Origin of the sequence: Kinneretia sp. DJ1R-11, assembly GCF_025717595.1 — a bacterium.
Taxonomy (GTDB): domain Bacteria; phylum Pseudomonadota; class Gammaproteobacteria; order Burkholderiales; family Burkholderiaceae_C; genus Paucibacter_A.
Map to the genome: position 1 here is coordinate 126,315 of NZ_JAJIRR010000013.1, position 18,688 is coordinate 145,002.

At 63.5% G+C, this 18,688-nt stretch carries 15 protein-coding genes; 11 read left to right on the forward strand and 4 right to left on the reverse strand.

Annotated features, from left to right (window positions below; genetic code table 11):
- The first annotated feature begins 92 nt into the window (after positions 1 to 92).
- Positions 93 to 647 carry a response regulator gene (locus LNV23_RS19410; RefSeq protein WP_263564504.1) on the forward strand — a complete coding sequence of 185 codons (555 nt, stop codon included), beginning with the start codon at positions 93 to 95 and terminating at the stop codon, positions 645 to 647.
- On the opposite strand, the gene LNV23_RS19415 is transcribed toward LNV23_RS19410, so the two are convergent.
- From LNV23_RS19415 to LNV23_RS19425, 3 genes are all read right to left on the reverse strand, one after another.
- On the reverse strand, positions 619 to 2,676 hold the full coding sequence (locus LNV23_RS19415) for a M3 family metallopeptidase (protein ID WP_263564505.1): 2,058 nt from the start codon (positions 2,674 to 2,676) through the stop codon (positions 619 to 621). The genes LNV23_RS19410 and LNV23_RS19415 overlap by 29 nt on opposite strands.
- An 87-nt stretch (positions 2,677 to 2,763) precedes the next feature.
- A complete protein-coding gene (locus tag LNV23_RS19420; RefSeq protein ID WP_263564506.1) occupies positions 2,764 to 3,435 on the reverse strand; it encodes a hypothetical protein in 672 nt (223 codons plus the stop codon).
- 162 nt (positions 3,436 to 3,597) lie between these two features.
- A complete protein-coding gene (locus tag LNV23_RS19425; RefSeq protein ID WP_263517458.1) occupies positions 3,598 to 3,870 on the reverse strand; it encodes a hypothetical protein in 273 nt (90 codons plus the stop codon).
- A 127-nt stretch (positions 3,871 to 3,997) separates the two neighbouring features.
- Between LNV23_RS19425 and LNV23_RS19430 the strand changes: the two genes are divergently transcribed.
- From LNV23_RS19430 to LNV23_RS19455, 6 genes are all read left to right on the forward strand, one after another.
- Positions 3,998 to 4,555, forward strand: coding sequence for a YaeQ family protein (locus LNV23_RS19430; RefSeq protein WP_263564507.1), 558 nt, complete (start codon positions 3,998 to 4,000; stop codon positions 4,553 to 4,555).
- A 192-nt stretch (positions 4,556 to 4,747) separates the two neighbouring features.
- Positions 4,748 to 6,889, forward strand: coding sequence for a prolyl oligopeptidase family serine peptidase (locus LNV23_RS19435; protein WP_318023257.1), 2,142 nt, complete (start codon positions 4,748 to 4,750; stop codon positions 6,887 to 6,889).
- 4 nt (positions 6,890 to 6,893) lie between these two features.
- The gene (locus LNV23_RS19440) at positions 6,894 to 7,769 is read left to right on the forward strand and encodes a DUF924 family protein (RefSeq protein WP_263564508.1); all 876 of its coding nucleotides are present in this window, start codon (positions 6,894 to 6,896) and stop codon (positions 7,767 to 7,769) included.
- A gap of 168 nt (positions 7,770 to 7,937) precedes the next feature.
- On the forward strand, positions 7,938 to 9,287 hold the full coding sequence (argG, locus tag LNV23_RS19445) for an argininosuccinate synthase (protein ID WP_263564509.1): 1,350 nt from the start codon (positions 7,938 to 7,940) through the stop codon (positions 9,285 to 9,287).
- A gap of 20 nt (positions 9,288 to 9,307) precedes the next feature.
- Complete coding sequence (locus LNV23_RS19450) at positions 9,308 to 9,838, forward strand: putative pterin-binding protein (RefSeq protein WP_263564510.1); 531 nt, start codon at positions 9,308 to 9,310, stop codon at positions 9,836 to 9,838.
- The gene (locus tag LNV23_RS19455; protein WP_263564511.1) at positions 9,835 to 12,141 is read left to right on the forward strand and encodes an ATP-binding protein; all 2,307 of its coding nucleotides are present in this window, start codon (positions 9,835 to 9,837) and stop codon (positions 12,139 to 12,141) included. The genes LNV23_RS19450 and LNV23_RS19455 overlap by 4 nt, the downstream gene beginning before the upstream one ends.
- A gap of 9 nt (positions 12,142 to 12,150) precedes the next feature.
- Here the strand turns inward: LNV23_RS19455 and murB are convergent, their stop codons facing one another.
- Entirely contained in the window at positions 12,151 to 13,179 is a 1,029-nt protein-coding gene (murB, locus tag LNV23_RS19460) for a UDP-N-acetylmuramate dehydrogenase (RefSeq protein ID WP_263564535.1), read from the reverse strand.
- 113 nt (positions 13,180 to 13,292) lie between these two features.
- On the opposite strand from murB, the gene LNV23_RS19465 reads away from it, so the two are divergent.
- The 4 genes from LNV23_RS19465 (at position 13,293) to LNV23_RS19480 (ending at position 18,639) form a co-directional block, all read left to right on the forward strand.
- Positions 13,293 to 13,787: a YajQ family cyclic di-GMP-binding protein gene (locus LNV23_RS19465; protein WP_263564512.1), complete on the forward strand. Its 495-nt coding sequence runs from the start codon at positions 13,293 to 13,295 to the stop codon at positions 13,785 to 13,787.
- Positions 13,780 to 14,436, forward strand: a complete 657-nt coding sequence (locus LNV23_RS19470; RefSeq protein ID WP_263564513.1) for a retropepsin-like aspartic protease family protein — start codon at positions 13,780 to 13,782, stop codon at positions 14,434 to 14,436. The genes LNV23_RS19465 and LNV23_RS19470 overlap by 8 nt, the downstream gene beginning before the upstream one ends.
- 140 nt (positions 14,437 to 14,576) lie before the next feature.
- Positions 14,577 to 17,432: an XrtA/PEP-CTERM system TPR-repeat protein PrsT gene (prsT, locus tag LNV23_RS19475; RefSeq protein ID WP_263564514.1), complete on the forward strand. Its 2,856-nt coding sequence runs from the start codon at positions 14,577 to 14,579 to the stop codon at positions 17,430 to 17,432.
- A 331-nt stretch (positions 17,433 to 17,763) separates the two neighbouring features.
- On the forward strand, positions 17,764 to 18,639 hold the full coding sequence (locus LNV23_RS19480; RefSeq protein WP_263564515.1) for a PEP-CTERM sorting domain-containing protein: 876 nt from the start codon (positions 17,764 to 17,766) through the stop codon (positions 18,637 to 18,639).
- Positions 18,640 to 18,688: the final 49 nt, after the last annotated feature.

Below are 18,688 nucleotides of genomic sequence, written 5' to 3' on the forward strand. Positions count from 1 at the left end.
CTGTCAAGCCTTGTCGCGGAGCGTGGCAGCATTTCAACATGCGCGCCCCTTGTCGCAGGGGCTGTCACAGAGGCGCCGTAGACTGTAACGATATGTTCTCGCTCTCCAGTCAGAGCCCGGAATTCCTCAGCGGAATCCACGCGGCCCCCAAGCAAGTGCACAGCCACCGGCAGGGCAACACCGATGCCCGGCTGGCTCGGCCTGACTCAGAGCTGGACAGACCCGAGACCCAAGCCCGCCTCCTTTACATTGAAGACAACCTCGTCAATCAGTTGCTGGTCGAGGAACTGACGGCCATGCGCCCTGCATGGCGCCTGGAACTGGCCGGCGACGGCGCCCAGGGCCTGAATCGGGCAGCCAGCTATTTGCCGGATCTGATCCTCTTGGACCTGGAGTTGCCGGACATGAACGGCTTCCAGGTTTTGCAGGCCTTGCGCGCATCGGCCGCCACAGCCCACATCCCCTGCATTGCCCTCTCGGCCAACGCCATGCCGGAAGACCTGCGCCGCGCCAAGGCCGCCGGTTTTTCCGACTACTGGACCAAGCCGGTGGATTTCAAAGCCTTCCACGCCGGCCTGGACCAGTTCCTGGCCGAACTGGCCCAGCGGGCCGAATGCATCAAGCCGGCAGCAAGCCCCGGCTCTTGAGCATGGGCTGAACCACCGGGTCGCGGCCGCGGAAGGCGCGGAAAGCCGCGCCCGGCTCCTGGCTGTTGCCGCTGGAAAGAATGCTGTGGCGCAGGCGCTCGGCAGTGGCAGCATCGAAGGCACTGCCGGCTTCAACAAAAGCCTCATAGCCGTCGCAGTCCAGCACTTCCGCCCACATATAGACGTAGTAGCCGGCGGCATAGCTGGCACCCGAGAACAGGTGCTGGAAATGCGTCAACCGGTGGTTCAAGCCGACGGCAGCCGGCAGCCCGTAAGCGGCCAAGCAATCGGCTTCAAAAGCCACCACATCCGGCCCCTCGGATTCGCTGCGCGAATGCACGGCCAGGTCTACCAGGGCGCTGGCCGTGTAGCGCACGGTCTCATAGCCCTGATTGAACAGCTCGGCCGCCTTGAGTTTGGCGAGAAGGCTGTCGGGAATGGGCTCGCCGCTTTGGTAGTGGCGGGCGTGCTTTTTGAGCACCTCGGGCTCGCTCATCCAATGTTCGAAGATTTGGGAGGGGAGCTCCACGAAATCGCGCAGCACCTGGGTGCCAGACAGGCGCTCGAACTCCACCTCGGACAACAGGCCATGCAAGCCATGGCCGAACTCATGGAACAAGGTGCGGGCGTCGTCGAAGCTCAAGAGCGTCGGCTCACCTGGCGCGCCCTTGGCAAAGTTGTTGTTGTTCAGAATGATGGGCACGCAATCCATGCCATTGCGCGCCTGCCAGCGCATGGCGTTCATCCAGGCGCCGCTGCGCTTGGTGCTGCGGGCGAAGTTGTCATGCAGGAAGATGCCGCGCAGGCTGTCGTCGGCATTGCGCACCTCGTAGACCTGCACGTCGGCGTGGTAGCCGGCCACCTCGGGGCGACGCACAAAGCGCAGGCCGAACAGGCGCTGGGCGCAATCGAACAAGGCCTGCACCATGGCATCGAGCGGGAAGTAAGGTTTGACCTCCGCTTCCTCCAAGTCATAGCGGGCCTTGCGCACCTTCTCGGCGTAGAAGCGCCAGTCCCAGGCCTCCAGCGGGAAGTGGTGATCCAGCGAGGCCATCATGCCCTCCAGGGCCTGGCGCTCACCCTCGGCGGCCGCCTTGGCCGGCTCCCAGACTTGATTGAGCAGGCCCAGCACCGCCTCGCGCGAACCGGCCATGGTGTCGGCCAGGGCGAAGTCGGCGTAGCAGGCATGGCCATGCAAACGCGCCTGTTCCTGGCGCAGGCTCAGGATCTCTTGCGCTATCGCGCGGTTGTCGCTCGGGCCGGCGTTCTCGCCGCGGCCCACCCAGGCACGCCAGGCTTGCTCACGCAGATCGCGCCGTTCGCTGAAGGTCAGGAAGGGCACGATGTGGGAGCGGGACAAGGTGATCACATGCACGCCTGCCTCCAGGCCGCGCTCGGCCGCAGCCTGGGCCGCCGCTGCACGCACAAAGCCGGGCAAGCCGGCCAGCTCTTCTTCGCTGCGCAGCTCCAGGCGGAAGCCGGTTTCGTCCGCCAGCACGTTCTGGCCGAATTGGGTGTTGAGCTCGGCCAGGCGCTCCATGACCTGGGCATAACGCGCTTGCGCGGCGGGCTCCAGCTGGGCACCAGCGCGCACGAAGTCCAGATGCACACGCTCCAGCAAGCGCAGCGGCTCAGCAGCCAGGCCCAATGCGCTTCGCTGCTCGTAGATCGCATGCACGCGCTGAAACAGACCGGCATGCATGTAGACCGCATTGCTGTGCGCCGCCAGCGGCGCAGCCAGAGCGCGCTGCACCGCCTGGATCTCAGGGGAAGAGGCCGAGGCCGCCAGGGAATAAAAGAGATGCTCCAGCCGGGTCAACAGGCGGCCGCTGCGGTCAAAGGCGGCCAGGGTGTTGGCGAAAGTGGGCGCCTCGGCTTGCCCGGCAATGGCATCCAGCTCACTGCGGTGCTGCGCCAAGGCCTGCTCGAAGGCGGGCTGGAAATGTGCCGCTTCGATGGCCGCGAAAGGCGGCAAACCAAAGGGGCCGGTCCAGTCTTGCAAAAGGGGATTGAAGGACGTCGAGGACACAGGGGAACTCCAAAAAGCAAAGAAAAAGGCGCCAAGCCGGTGAGCCTGGCGCCTCATGCGCAGTGCGAAAAACTCAGCAGGCGGGCATCACTTGCCGGCAGCCGCACGCTCTTTCTTGATGGCTTTTTCGTCTTCTTCGTCGTACTGCTTGTTGCCGCATTCCTGCTTCCAGGTGTCGACCTTGTCCAGATGGTTTTCCTGGCGCTCTTCCAGGGCCTTGAAACTGGCATTCAAGGCATCGACCTTAACGCCGAAGGCCTTGCGGGCCTCGTTGCTCTTGGCGTTGTTCTCGTTGATGCTGTTCACGCGCGTATCGAAAGCCTTGGCGCGCTCCTGGTAAGCCTTGTTGCGGGCGGCCAGCACTTCCGGATCGGGACGCGGGTCTTTGTTGTCGGCATAGGCCTTGATGTTCTCGAACTCTTTCAAGATGCCTTCACGCTCGGCCTTCATTTCAGCCAAGGCCACACCAGCGGCCTCGTCGGCCTTCTGCAGCGCATCGCGCTCAGCCTTCAGGGCACTGGCGGTGTCCTTGTAAGTGTTTTGATCGGCCTTGACTGCATCGGCCTCGACATTATTCGCCTCGCTCAACTCGATGCAGCTGCGCAGTTGGTCGCGACTCAAGAGTTTGGCCTTGGGTTTTTCAACCACGGGCTTGCCGACCTTGTTGTTCTTCGGGTCGACTTTGGCGCCAGGGTTGGCGGTCTGAGCAAACGCGGGCATCAGGGCCGCAGCGGCCAGAGAGATGAGGAGACGTTTCATGGCAATGACTCTTTTTCGATGACGGGAGTGCCGGCCGGAGCTCGCTGGCGGCGGCATCCGGGCGCATGCAAAAAAAGCTGTAGTGCGCAGGTTTGAGCCGGTGCACAACGGCGGCCATCATGCCATGGCTGGAGCGGCATGAGGGCTGGCGTCTTCCCGGCCTCAGGCCAGGGATTTCTGCAGCAGCTCGGCCACCAGACCGTTGATGCCGCCGGCGTGCGTGGCCGCGCGCTCGCGCAGCTGCTGAGTCAGCTCGGCCGGCAGCTTGCAGGCGAAGGGCACGAGACCGGCGGCCGCGTCGAGCCGGCGCTGCTCCTTGCGGTCCGGCAGCTGGGCCGCCTGCTTGCCAAAGCGACCAGGGATGGCCGCGCCACGCATCTGGCTGTCGAGTTTGATGCCGGCAAGGCGGTCGAGGTCGGTCTTCTTCATGCTCATCGGAGGGGCGCCGGCAAAGGCTTTGGGGGAAACAAGGGTCTGATTGTCCCCTACGTTGATAATCCGGCGCCGGCTCGCACCGAGCCCGCACCGTCCAGCCGCAAGAATCCGAGAGTAGCCACGCCCTATGGCCATCAAAGCCACCATCCACAAAGCCCAGCTGCAAATCGCTGACATGGACCGCCATGTCTACGGTGAGCACAACCTGACCATCGCGCGCCAGCCCTCGGAGACGGACGAACGCATGATGATCCGCATCCTGGCCTTCGCCCTGAACGTGCCCGCCGACGAGTTGCGCGGCAAGCTGGAACTGAGCAAGGGCCTGGCCGACGCCGAGGAACCCGAGCTCTGGCAGCGAGACTTGACTGGCGACATCCTGCACTGGATCGACCTCGGCCAGCCCGATGACCGCCGCTTGCTCAAGGCCCATGGTCGTTCGGAGCGGGTGTCGGTCTATGGCTATGCCTACAGCACGCCGATCTGGTGGGCCGGCATCGAAGCCAAGCTGCAGCGCTGCCCGCGCCTGGCCGTCTGGCAGATTCCGGCCGAGCAATCACAGGCCCTGGCCGCCCTGGCACAACGCAGCATGCAGCTGCAGGTCACGGTTCAGGACGGTGGCATCTATGTGTCCACCGCAGATGCCTCGGTGGAGATCAACCCAGTGGCACTCAAAACGCCGGCCTGAGCCCAGAGGGTGAGAACTTTTGTAGCGAGCGGCAGTCAGACCAGGCGGGCGGAGCGCAGGAACCGGAACGTACGCTATGTACGTGAGGATTCCGAGCATTCGGCCAACGACGTATGGCGGCCGCGCAGTAAAAAGTTCTCACCCTCTCAGACGCCACACCTGTTCTGACGCATGAACACCAGGATGCCTTGTATGCCCTCGATGAGCCGGATTTCCTTCAGCGCCTGCGCGCTGGCCTTCACCGCACTGATGAGCACAAGCCCGATGAGCCTCGCACAGCCTTCCACCGATGCGCCAAGCGCCGACCCCCGCCAGTGGCTGGAAGAGGTGCAAGGCGAGCGCGCCCTGGCCTGGGTCAAGGAACGCAACCAGCTCACCCTCGCTGAGCTGCAAGCCCGCCCCGAGTACCCGGGCCTGCGCCGCGAGATGCTGGACCTGCTCAACGCCAGCGACCGCATCCCGCAGATCAGCCGCAAGGGCGCCTGGGTTTACAACCTTTGGCAAAACCAGAACCACAAGCGAGGCCTGTGGCGCCGCAGCAGCCTGGCCGAGTACAAGAAAGCCAGCCCCGCCTGGGAAACCGTGCTGGACCTGGACGCACTCGGCGCCGCCGAGGGCGAGAGCTGGGTGTTTGCCGGCGCCCATTGCCTGGCGCCCGAGTACCGCCGCTGCCTGATCTCGCTGTCGCGCGGCGGCTCGGACGCCCATGTGCTGCGCGAATTCGACACCGTCAGCAAGCAGTTCGTCGCCGACGGCTTCGTCCTGCCCGAGGCCAAGAGCGAGGTCAGCTGGATCGATGCCGACCACCTTTATGTGGCCAGCGATTTCGGCCCCGGCAGCCTGACCGATTCTGGCTACCCGCGGGTGATCAAGCGCTGGCAGCGCGGCACGCCGCTGGCCCAGGCCCGCACGGTGTTCGAGGGCCAGGCCCAGGACGTGGCGGTGTCGGTGCTGGTGGACCGCACGCCCGGCCATGAGCGCACCGTGTTCAGCCGCGCGCTGGACTTTTACAACCAGCGCTATTTCCTGCTGCAGGGCGACAAGCTCCGGGACCTGGACGTGCCCACCGATGTGCAGCTGAGCTTCTGGGGCGCCCGCGTGCTGCTGCAGCCGCGCAAGGACTGGCGCGTCGGCGGCGTGCGGCATGCCGCCGGCAGCTTGCTGAGCGCACCGGCGGCCGCCTTCATCCGCGGCGAGCGCAAGTTCAGCACCTTGTTCAAGCCCAGCGCCACCCGCTCGCTGGACAGCTTCATCACCACCCGCCAGCACCTGGTGCTCAATATCAACGACCAGGTGGCCAGCAAGTTGGAAGAATGGAGTTTTGCGCCCGGCCGCCCGGCCCGGCACCGCCAGATCCAGGCGCCCTTCCCCGGCACCCTGCATCTTCAGGCCCTGCATGACAGCGAGCTGGCCCAGGACGAGCTGGCCGAGCACTACCTCGTCAACTACGCGGACTTTCTGACCCCCGACAGCCTCTTCCTCGCCCGCGCCGGCAGCGACGCGCGCGAGCTGCTGAAGGCGCGTGAAGCCAAGTTCGAGGCCCACGGCCTCAAGGCCGAGCAACATTTCGCCACCAGCAAGGATGGCACCCGCGTGCCCTACTTCGTGGTGCGCCCGGAAGGCGCCGCCCTGGATGGCCAGAACCCCACCCTGCTCTACGGCTACGGCGGCTTTGAGGCGTCCATGCAGCCCTTCTACTCGGGCGGCTTCGGCCGTGCCTGGTACAGCCGCGGCGGCGTGTTCGTGCTGGCCAATATCCGGGGCGGCGGCGAGTTCGGCCCGGCCTGGCACCAGTCGGCCGTCAAGGCCAACAAGCAGCGCAGCTACGACGATTTCATCGCCGTGGCCGAAGACCTGATTGCCCGCAAGATCAGCTCGCCCCGGCATCTGGGCATCATGGGTGGCAGCAATGGCGGCCTGCTGGTCGGCGCCACGTTCGTGCAGCGGCCCGATCTGTTCAACGCCGTGGTCTGCCAGGTTCCGCTGCTGGACATGCGCCGCTACCACCAACTGCTGGCCGGCGCCTCCTGGATGGCCGAGTACGGCGACCCGGACCGCGCCGAGGAGTGGAGCTTCATCTCCAAGTACAGCCCCTACCAGAACGTCAAGCCCGGCGTGAAATACCCCAAGGTGCTGTTCACCACCTCGACCCGCGACGACCGTGTCCACCCCGGCCACGCCCGCAAGATGGCGGCGCTGATGCTGGAACAAGGCCACCCGCTCTACTACTTCGAGAACACCGAGGGCGGCCACGGCGGCGCGGCCGACAACGAGCAGCGCGCCACGCTGCAAGCGCTGGAATACAGCTACCTCTGGCAACAACTGGGACGCTGAAGTCATGAACACCCTCGACATCCAACACCACAGCGAGAGCGGCGCCGGCGGCGCGATTCAAGGCCGCATTTGGGCCCTGGTCGACGGCCAGCAAATCGAGCTGGACTACCAACTCAGCGGCCGCGATCTGGTCTTCACTCACACGGGAACGGCGCCAGCCCTGCAAGGCCGCGGCCTGGCCAGCCAGCTGGTGGCACACGGCCTGCGCTGGGCGGCCGGTCTGGGCCTGCCCCTGCTGCCGGGTTGCAGCTATGTCGAAGCCTATCTGCAGCGCCACCCGCAATGGCAACGCCTGCGCCTGCCGGCGGAGGCCCAGGCGGTGCTCAACTACTGGTTCGGCACGCTGGGCAGTGCTGAGGATGGCCAGGTGCGCCCGCTCTGGTTCACCAAGAGCGCGGCCACCGATGAAGAGATTCGCAGCCGTTTTGGCCCCCTGGTCGAACAGGCCTTGCAACAAGGCCTGAGCCACTGGGGCGACAGCGCACAAGCGCGCTTGGCGCGCATCCTGCTGCTGGACCAGTTCACCCGCAACATCTACCGCGACAGCGCCCGAGCCTTTGCGGGCGACCCGCTGGCGCTGCAGCTGGCTCTGGGCCTGATGGACCTGCCGCAAGCCCGTGAGCTGTCCACCCTGCAGCGCTGGTTCATGCTCATGCCGCTCGAACATACCGAAGACCTGGGCCTGCAAAACCGCTGCGTGCAGGCCTTCGAAGCCCTGGCTGCCGAAGACGCACGCCTGGCCGGCGCGGCCGACTACGCCCACCGCCACCAGCAGGTGATCGCGCAGTTCGGCCGTTTTCCTCATCGCAATGCCCTGCTGGGCCGGGCCTCCACCGAGGCCGAACAGCAGTACCTCGCCCAACCGGGCGCCGGCTTTTGATCCCTGGCGGCGCCATGCCTTGTCAGCCCGGCGCGACGCTGCGCCGGGCCGGGCGTGAAAATTGACAGAAAATGCAGCCCGTCTGTCCTTTGCGCCCTTTGTTGTCCACCTGCTGAGCCTGGCTCCCGACCGCTTCGCTCGAAGCCACTCAGCCCCCTCGAGTTCCACATGTCCAGCATTCTTCAGAACATCCCCGTCGGCCAGAAGGTCGGTATCGCTTTCTCCGGTGGCCTGGACACCAGCGCCGCCCTGCACTGGATGCGCAACAAGGGCGCTATCCCCTACGCCTACACCGCCAATCTGGGCCAGCCCGACGAGCCGGACTACGACGAGATCCCGCGCAAGGCCATGCAGTACGGCGCCGAGAAAGCCGTGCTGGTGGACTGCCGCGCCCAGCTGGTGCACGAGGGCATTGCCGCCCTGCAGGCCGGTGCCTTCCACATCAGCACCGCCGGTGTGACCTATTTCAACACCACGCCCATCGGCCGCGCCGTGACCGGCACCATGCTGGTGGCGGCCATGAAGGAAGATGAAGTTCACATCTGGGGTGACGGCTCGACCTTCAAGGGCAACGACATCGAGCGTTTCTACCGCTACGGCCTGCTGACCAACCCTGCCCTGAAGATCTACAAACCCTGGCTGGACCAGGCCTTCATCGACGAACTGGGCGGCCGCGCCGAGATGTCGGCCTTCATGAGCAAGGCGGGCTTCGGCTACAAGATGTCGGCCGAGAAGGCCTACTCCACCGACTCCAACCTGCTGGGTGCCACCCACGAGGCCAAGGACCTGGAGCACTTGAACAGCGGCATCCGCATCGTCAACCCCATCATGGGCGTGGCCTTCTGGCGCGATGACGTGGTGGTCAAGGCCGAGGAAGTCACCGTGCGCTTTGAAGAAGGCATGCCGGTGGCGCTGAACGGCGTCGAGTACAGCGACCCAGTCGCCCTGCTGCTGGAAGCCAACCGCATTGGCGGCCGCCATGGCCTGGGCATGAGTGACCAGATCGAGAACCGCATCATCGAAGCCAAGAGCCGCGGCATCTACGAGGCCCCGGGCCTGGCGCTGCTGCACATCGCCTACGAGCGTTTGGTCACCGGCATCCACAACGAAGACACCATCGAGCAGTACCGCATGAACGGCCTCAAGCTGGGCCGTCTGCTGTACCAAGGCCGCTGGTTCGACCCGCAAGCCATCATGCTGCGCGAAACCGCCCAGCGCTGGGTGGCCCGCGCCGTGACCGGCGAGGTGGCGATTGAGCTGCGCCGTGGCAATGACTATTCGCTGCTGGATACCCGCAGCCCCAACCTGACCTACAAGCCCGAGCGCCTGTCCATGGAAAAGGTCGAGGACGCGCCCTTCTCGCCGCAAGACCGCATCGGCCAGCTGACCATGCGCAATCTGGACATCGTCGACACGCGCGCCAAGCTGATGACCTACACCCAGGCCGGCCTGCTGACGCCGGGCCAGAGCGGCAATCTGCCCCAGCTCGCCAACGACAAGAGCGACGAGTCGCGCTGACCCTCAGCCGCCGCACGACCATGAAGCTCCGCAGCGCAGAGGCCAGACGCCGGACCTGGCTGGCGTGGCTGGTCTTGGCTGCCGCCGGAACCCGGCCCGCCCTGGCCCAGGACGCCGCAGCCGTGGCCGTGCGAGGGCCTGTGGTCCTGACTGTCAGCGGCAAGCTCGCAGGTGGGCAGGACCAGGTGGTCCAGTTTGATCTGGCCCAGCTCAACGCCATGCCCCAGCACAGCATCCACACGCAGACCCCTTGGTACCCCGGCCCGCGCACCTTCAGCGGCCCCTTGCTGAGGGACGTGCTGAGCCACGCCGGTGCCAAGGGCCAGGTCTTGCACGCGCGTGCCATCAATGACTACAAGGTCAACATTCCGGCCAGTGACGCCGAGCGTTTCAAGCCCGTGCTGGCCCTGCAGATCGACGGCAAGCCCATCACCTTGCGCGACAAGGGCCCCATCTTCATCGTCTACCCCTACGACCATGACCCACAGCTGCGCAGCAGCGTCTACTACAGCCGCTCGATCTGGCAGCTGAAGGCGCTGGAGGTCAGGTGAACAGCGAAGCGCAACTTCAGGCTGGCGACGGCCAGCTGCGCCGTTGGCGTGTGCTCCTTCTGGTCATGACCGGCATGTTGGTCTTGGCCCTGGGATCGGTGGGCTTTCTGCAGTTCCGGCAGTACCAGCTGCTCAATGCCACGCGCAGCTACCAAGACGACTACATGATCTGGAGCCTGTTCCAGTTCGAGGTGGAATCTCTGCGCCTGCGCCTGGCCTTGGACGAAGCCACGCATGCGGCCGGCGCCATCGACAGTGAGCAGATCGAGCAGCGCTATGAGATCTTCGTCAGCCGCCTGGGTCTGATTGAGGGTGAACATGCCACGCTGGTGCTGCGTGAACACCCCGACTATCTCCAGACCCTGGACCGCAGCAAGCGCTTCGTCGCCTGGGCCGACGCCCTCCCCTTGAAAGCCGAATGGTTGCGCCTGCAAACCCAGCCGGGACACAGCGGCGAGCAGCTGCAGTCGGCCTTGCAGCAGCTGGAGGGCTTGTCCAGCTCGGTGCGCGAGCTGTCGCTCACCGCCTCACACCATGTCGCCGAGCAAGTCGACGAGCGCAACCGGCTGGTGCGCGAACAAGCCCGCATGAGCTTGTGGCTGACGGTGCTGCTGTGCGCCCTGACACTCAGCTTCGCCACCCTGGTTCTGCGCCAATTCCGCCGGCTCAAACAGTACGGGCAGGAACAGCATGATCTGGCCGAACGCCTGCTGCAAGCCCAGACCGAAGCCGAGGCGGGGAGCCGAGCCAAGAGCGTGTTCCTGGCCAATATGAGCCATGAGCTGCGCACGCCGATGCACGGTTTGCTGGGCATGCTGGACCTGCTCCAAGACACGGCGCTGACGCCCTCGCAGAAAAGCCAGCTGCGCGCCGCGCATGACTCCAGCCGCCACCTCCTGAGCGTGCTGAACGACATCCTCGATGTCTCCAAGATGGAGGCTGGCGGGATCCACATCCAGCCAGAACCCGTCTACCTGCCGCGTTTGCTGCAGGAGCTCGACGAACTGAGCCGCCCGCAAGCCTTGTCCAAGGCGCTGGCCCTGCGCCTGCAAGCCGATGCCGATGTGCCCGAGTGGATCAGCGCAGACCCGACCCGACTGCGCCAGATCCTGCTCAATCTGCTCGGCAACGCACTCAAGTTTTCCGAGCGAGGTCAGGTCATGCTGCACCTGAGCCGCCAGCAGTCCGCCCTGGGTCAGACCCTGCTGCGCTGCGACGTCAGCGACACCGGCCTGGGCATGGACGCCGACACCCAAGGCAAGCTGTTTCAACGCTTCAGCCAAGGCGACAGCACGCGCATGCGGCGCTTCGGCGGCACCGGTCTGGGCCTTGAAATCTCGCGCAATCTTGCGCGCGCCATGGGCGGCGACATTTCGGTGGTCAGCAGCCCGGGCCAAGGCTCCACGTTCACTGTCGACCTGCCTTTGTTGAGTTGCGCGGCGCCGCCTGTCAACCCGTCCTCAGCCAGCGAAGAGGCGCCCAACAACACGCCGCCACGGCTGCGCATCCTGGTCTCAGAAGACCACGCGACCAATCGCAGCTATCTGCAAGCCGTGCTGGAACGTCTGGGCCATGCCGCGTTTTTCTGCGAAAACGGTCACGAAGCCTTGCAGGCCCTGGCACAGCAGGACTTCGACCTGGTGCTGATGGACTTGCACACGCCGGTCATGGATGGTTTTGATGCCGCCCGAGCCATGCGTCGCCTGCCCATGCCCAAATGCCAGGTGCGCATCATTGCCCTGTCGGCCGATGCTTTTGCCGAATCACGCCAGCGCGCCCTGCAAGCCGGCATGGACGAGTTCTTGCCCAAGCCGATCGGCGTGGAAGCGCTGTCCCGGGCCTTGAACCAGTTGGCGATGAAGCTGCGCCCACCGCCTCGCGACATGGTGGATGTGGCCGCGGGCGCGCCAGGTCTGGAAAATGCCGAAGGCCAGGTCGCGGAGACCGCGCTAGACATGAAGGCCTTGGCAGCCTTGCGCGAGCTACTGCCGGCCGCAACCGTACGTCAGCTCTACAACAGCTATCTGGGCAGCCTGGCGAACACCGGAGATGCCATCCAGGCCAGCCTGCAGGCACGTGATACCCGTCAGCTGAGCGAGGCAGCCCATGGCGTCAAGGGTGCCGCGGCCAACTTGGGGCTGAGAGCGGTCGCGCGGGCGGCACAAGCCCTGGAGCTTCGCATCAAGCTCCTGCCGGCCATGCCGAACGACCTCGACTGGGCCGAGCTGCAAGCATTGAGTTTGGCCTTGCAGGCCGAACTGACCCACAGCGAAAGGCTCTGCCAGCAGCATCAGCTGGCCTGAGCCTGGCTCTTAGATCAGGACTGGCTCAGGTTCCAGGCGAATGCCAAATCGGCCGTAGACGCTTTCCTGAATTGCCCGGGCCAGCGTGATCACCTCGGCACCACGCGCCTCACCTCGATTCACCAAGACCAGGGCCTGCTTCTCGTAAACCGCGGCGCCGCCGACGGCCTTGCCCTTCCAGCCGCAGGCATCAATCATCCAGCCTGCCGCCAGCTTGATGCTGCCGTCGGGCATGGGGTAGTGAACGATGCCGGGGTCGCGGCCGATGATGTCGCGGCATTGCTCGGGGGTGACCACCGGGTTCTTGAAGAAGCTGCCTGCATTGCCGATGACGGCCGGGTCGGGCAGCTTGGCACGGCGAACGGCGCACACCCAGTCGAAGATTTGCCGGGCACTGGGCTCGCTGATGCCGGTTTCAGCCATCTTGCGCTCCAGTTCCAAGTAGCCGAGCACCGGCCGCCAGGGCTTGGGCAGACGCAGGCGCACCCGGGTGATCACGCATTTGCCTGCCAGACCGCCATCGGTGCTGTGCTTGAAGACGCTGTCCCGGTAGCCCAACTTGCAGACCTCAGCCGGCAGCAACACCGGTCGGCCGGTGACCAGGTCGACCACCTCCACACTGTCCAGTCGGTCTTTCATCTCCAGGCCGTAGGCGCCGATGTTCTGAACCGGCGCTGCACCCACGGTGCCAGGGATCAGGGCCAGGTTCTCGAGGCCCGGGAAGCCGTGGTCCACCGTCCATTGCACCAACTCATGCCAGGGCACTCCAGCACCTGCCTCGATAATCCAGGCGTCCGCTCGCTCTTCCAGCAGGCGCAGGCCAGGAATCTCCATTTTCAAGACCACCGCATCGAGGTCCTTGCTGAGCACCAGATTGCTGCCGCCACCCAGGACAAACTTGGGTGCCCGGCCCAATTCAGGGTGATCAAGGACCCGGCGCACATCGGCCGCTTCGCGGATGCGCACCAGTCGGCGCGCCGTCGCGGGCAGCGCAAAGGTGTTGTAGGGCTTCAGATTGACCTCGCGCTCCAGGAGCAGCGATGGCGCAGTCAGCTCATTCGGGGGATTTACAGCTTGTTCCGGCATGGCAGAATTTTCCCAGATCAAGGCGGCATCTCCCGCCGTCCAACAGAAATAAGAAACCCAAACCTATGCCCAGCTTTGACACCACCCTTGAAGCCGATATGGTCAAGATCCGCAATGGGGTCGACAACAGCATCAAGGAAATCAGCACCCGCTTCGACTTCAAAGGCACGGCCGCTGAAGTCACGCTGAAGGAGAAAGAAAAGGAAATTCACTCGGTCGGCGAAAGTGACTTCCAACTGGAGCAGATCGAAGCCGTGCTGTATGCCAAGCTGGTCAAGCAAGGCGTGGTGATCAGCTTCCTCGACAAGCAAGACAAGGTCGAGAAGATGGGTGGCGACAAGGTGCGTCAGGTCTACAAGATCAAGAACGGCATCGAATCGGATCTGGCCAAAAAGATCGTCGCTGCGGTCAAGAACAGCAAACTCAAGGTGCAGGCCTCCATCCAAGGCGACACGGTGCGGATCACCGGCAAGAACCGCGACGATTTGCAGGTGGCCATCAATATGCTGAAAAAAGAGATGGCCGATGTGCCGCTCGACTACGGCAATTTCCGTGATTAAGACACTGCGGTCGGGCCTGTTTGCAATGGCCATTGCCCTGTCGGGCTCGGCGGCAGTGGCCCAGATCGTCAGCTTCAACGGCAGTCTGGGCAGCAAAGCGGCCCTACTCCTGATCGACGGCGAGCCGCGCACCGTGCCCGTGGGCGAACGTGTGCGTGGCGTCAAGCTGCTGTCCCTGGACGAGACCCAGGCCGTCGTTGAAATCGCCGGGCGACGTCAAAGCCTGCTGCTGGGCGCCTCGCCGGGCCGCGTGGGCAGCGCGACTCCAGCGCCCAACACCGGGCGCCAGATTGTTTTGGCCTCGGGCCAGGGTGGGCACTTCACCACGGGCGGCACCATCAATGGCGGCACCACCCAGTTCCTGGTCGACACAGGCGCTACGGCCATCTCCATCAGCCAAGCAGAGGCTGAACGACTGAGCTTGAGGTACCGGGATGGCCGCCGCCTGCAAACCCAGACCGCCAACGGCATCGTGCCCGCCCATGCGCTCTACCTTGACACCGTGCGCATCGGCGACGTCGAAGTGCGCAACGTCGAGGCCATCGTGGTTCCAGGCCAGATGAGCCACGTCCTGCTGGGCAACAGCTTCCTGACCCGCTTCCAGATGCGACGCGACAATGATGTGCTAACGCTGGACTTGCGCTACTGAGAGGCGCCAGGCGCTGCGCTTCAGACGCAACTCAGGGCACGGCTTGCTTGCTGCAGGCGGGTCGACCCAAGCTGCACAATTGCACTTCTGCCCGGTATAAATTCCGCCCGCCGCTCTTGGCGCTTGACGATACTTCGCCCATGCGATCAAAACAAACGCCCGCCTCTTCGACTGCACTTCATTCGAGCTTCTCTGTTGCACCTCGCCTGCTGCGGCCCCTGGTCCTGGGCATGCTCTTGTTGAGCGGCACAAGCTGGAGCTTGGCGGCGGCCGACAAGGCCTCGACCTATTACGAAGATGGCCTGCGTCGCTTCGAACGCGGCGACCTTCCTGGATCCGTCATCCAGCTGAAGAACTCCATCCAGGAGGATCAAAAGATGTTGGCGGCCCACCTGCTGCTGGGCAAGGTGCTCTTGGGTCAAGGGGAGCTGAAGGCCGCGGAAGCTGCTCTGGAAGAGGCGCTGAAGCAGGGGGTCAGCCGCAGCGAGGTGGCCATCCCCTTGGCGCAGATCTATTTGCTGCTGGGCGACCGGAAAAAGCTGATCGATCAAATCAACACCAGCGGCCTTCCGACCAACGCCCAGGCCGAAGTCCTGACGCTGCGGGGTTCGGCCTACGCCATGTCGGGTAATGTGTCCTTGGCGGCCAAGAGCTTCGCCGAAGCCAAGGCCTTGAACCCTCGCTCGGGCAGCCCCTGGACCGCGGAAGCGCCCATGCTGCTGCGCCAGGGAGAGCGCGACAAGGCCAAAGCATCGGCCACAAAAGGAACGGAACTTTCACCGGGCGAAGCCGGTGCCTGGTACACCCTTGGCACGATTTTGCAGGGTCAACAAGACTTGAAAGGCGCCCTCGCGGCACAGGAACGCGCTCTCAAATTGAACCCCAAACAGGTCGACGCCCGCGTTGCACGAGCCTCCATCTTGATCGGCCTGAACCAGGAAGCCGAGGCCAGCAAAGACTTGGCGCAATTGCTGGAATGGGAGTTGGAAGACCCGCGCGCATCATTTTTGCGCGGCTTTCTGGCCAATCGCAAAGGCGACCTCGCAAGCGCAAAGACGGCCTTCGCCAACGCCGTCGACCTGATTGACGCGATCGCTCCTGAGGTGCTGGCGGGCAATGACCCCTTGCTGCTGGCTGGAGCCATGTCACACCGAGCCTTGGGCAATCCTGAGAAAGCTCGCGGCTACCTCGATCTCCTGCTAGGACTCAACAGCAAGAACTACGCCGCCCAGGTGATGTTGGCGTCCATTTTGGTTGACACCCGCGACTATGGCCGGGCCATGATCCTGCTGGAGGGTGCTCAGCGCATCAACCCGGACGACCCGCAGGTGCTGTTCCTTCTCGGCACGGTGAACATGGCGCGCAAACGCTATGCCCAGGCCAGTGAATTCTTTGAAAAATCGGCCGCACGCGGTGGCTCGGCCTCGGCCATCCGTGAACTGGGTTTCAGTCAACTCAGCCTCGGTCAAGACAAGCTGGGCCTGGCGAACTTGGAAAGAGCCTTCGCTGCCACACCAGGCGATGGCCGTGCCGGCGTTCAACTGGCCAATGTGTACTTGAGCCAAGGCCAAACAGCCAAAGCCTTGCAGACCGCGCTGGCGATTGTCAAACGGGAGCCCGAGAACCTGACCATGCTCAACTTCCTGGGCAATATCAAGGGCAGGTCCGGCGACAAAAAGGGGGCGCGAGAAGCCTTTCTGCAACTGCTGCAAAAGGAGCCGAATTTCCGGCCCGCCGCGATCAATTTGTCCTGGCTGGACATGGAGGAAAGCAAGTTCGAGCCGGCGCGCAAGCGGCTGGAGAAGCTCATGGAGGGCGGCAACAAAGACGACGCCGAATTGCTCTATCAATTGGCCATTCTCGAGCTGCGCGCCAAACGCCCCAATGAAGCCATTGCGCACCTGAAGCACGCCCACGAGGTGCAACGCGTTGACGCGCGTCCTGGTCTGATGCTGGTCGACCTCTATATGGAACAGCGTCAGGTAGACCAGGCACTGCCGCTGGCCAAGGCTTTGGCTGCGAACTACTCCAGCAAGTTGCCCGCCCTATTGGCCTTGGGTCGCGTCTATCTGGCCCTGAACGATGGCGCGAATGCTCGCCAAATCTTTCAGGAAGCGACGCGAGTGGCAGACTTTGATGCCCAACAGCAAGTGCAGATTGGCCGCATGCAACTGGCAGCCGGCAACATCGATGGCGCCAGTTACAACGTGCAGAAGGCCCTGCAATCCCAGACAGGGGATCTCGGAGCATTGCTGCTCCAAGTTGAGGTGGAAGCCCGCCGCGGAGACCCTGCCAAGGTCGATGCCGCTCTCAAGACCTTGAACAGCACCCACCCAGGCAAGATACAAGTGGCCTTGGTTGGCGCTCATGTGGCCATGTCGCGCGGCCAGTTTGCTGCTGCGCAAACGGGCTACCGCACCGTCTTTGAGAAGGAGCCCAGTACACCCAACGCCATCCTGCTGGCCCGTGCCATGGTTGCCGCTGGCGAGCTGGACAAGGCCTTGGCCATGCTGGAAGCCTGGGCAAAAAAATCTCCAAGTGACATCACCGCCCTTAAAGCCGTGGCTGGAGTCCAAATGCAGGCTGGTCGCAACGAGGCAGCCAAGAAAAACTACCAGCAAATATTGGCGCTGCAACCGGCCGACATCGGGATTCAGCTGAATTACGCCCAGTTGCTGCAGCGCATGGGCGACGCCGGCGCGGTCGCCGTCGCAGAAAAAGCCTTGAAACAAGCACCAGGAAATGCCGATGCGGCCGACACCCTGGGTTGGATCCTCGTCCAGCGCGGCAATATCGAAGGCGGTTTGCGCCATTTGCGCGAAGCTCGGCTCCGCAGCCCCAACAGCGGAGAAATCCGTTACCACTTGGCGTTTGCACTGGCGAAATTGAACCGCAAAGCAGAGGCGAAGGAAGAGCTGAGCGCGGCCCTCAACAGCCAGCCCAAGCTGCCAATGACACCGGAACTGAATCGCCTGAAAATCGAATTGGGTTTGTAATCAAAAACTCGATTTTTGTTTCGTGACTAAAGTATGGCGCGGCAAGTTGAAGCGATTCTTCCGAATGGGCCATACAAATATTCACGTTCACCTTGAATTCAACTGAGACTTTACTCACGACCCTCGAAATCGGGGGTTCACTTGTCAGCTATTGAGCAGGCAGAATCCAAACAAGAACTGAGATTGCATCCTGGTTTGGGCAGCAGAATCGAGCTGTGAATTTTTACGCTTTCCAAGCACCCCCCGGTTCGCGGGATTGTTCGGAATCACCGGACACGTAGGATGCAACCCAAGATTTCGTAACACCATCTACGCCGACAGGGTCCACACCATGAACTACGCTGCTACAGCGACAACTACCACCGGTCGATTTGCGTCTTTCGCCGCGTCGGCTCTGCTTGTGGTGGCCGCAGGCTCCGCTTACGCTCAAGGTGCAACGACCTTGACGAAGGCGACCGGCACGGGATCCTCCCTGGTGGAATCTCACTCATTGGTGTTCGGCAGCACAGCTGCACGTAACGTCAATATGGGTGCCTGGAAGGTCAACGAGGGCACCAGCAGCACCCTGGGCGCAAGCAGCTTTTGGGTCTACTGCCTCGACCCACTGAACAACTACATCTCTCCGGACACCTACGACAAGGTTTCCCTGAGCAACTTTGTCAACGGTTATCAGGCGACGCCCGGCGGCGCGACCATGGGCTACGCCTCGATCTTTGCTGGCGCCAACTACCAGGCGGCAGGCGTCAAGACCATGTATGACGACTCAACCACGACGACTGCTCGTGTCCTGAGCGACCTGACCAACCTGTTCCAGCACGCTTACGCTGACAGCATCACATCCTCGGTCAAATCGGCCGCCTTCCAGTTCGCTATCTGGGAAATCCTCGGCGATGGAGCCGGTCAGTCAGGCAACAAGCAGTACTACAGCGCTGGATACTCTAACAGCGGCTTGGACGCAAACGAAACAGGCACCACATTCAGGGCTCAAGTCGATACCTACTTGAATGGCTTGAACGGAACCTGGGCCGCTGGTCTGACCGGCACCACAAACTACACCTTCTCGGTCTACAACCCGAATCCGAGCGGTAGCGGCCAAGCCCTGATCCGTGCAACGGCAAACGCCGTACCGGAGCCGGGTTCGCTGGCCTTGGTCAGCTTGGCTGTGTTCGGCGTGGTGTACACGCGTCGTAAGGGAAAGAACAGCTGATTTCGGCTCATCCGGATCCAGACAAAAAAGCGGCCTTTGGCCGCTTTTT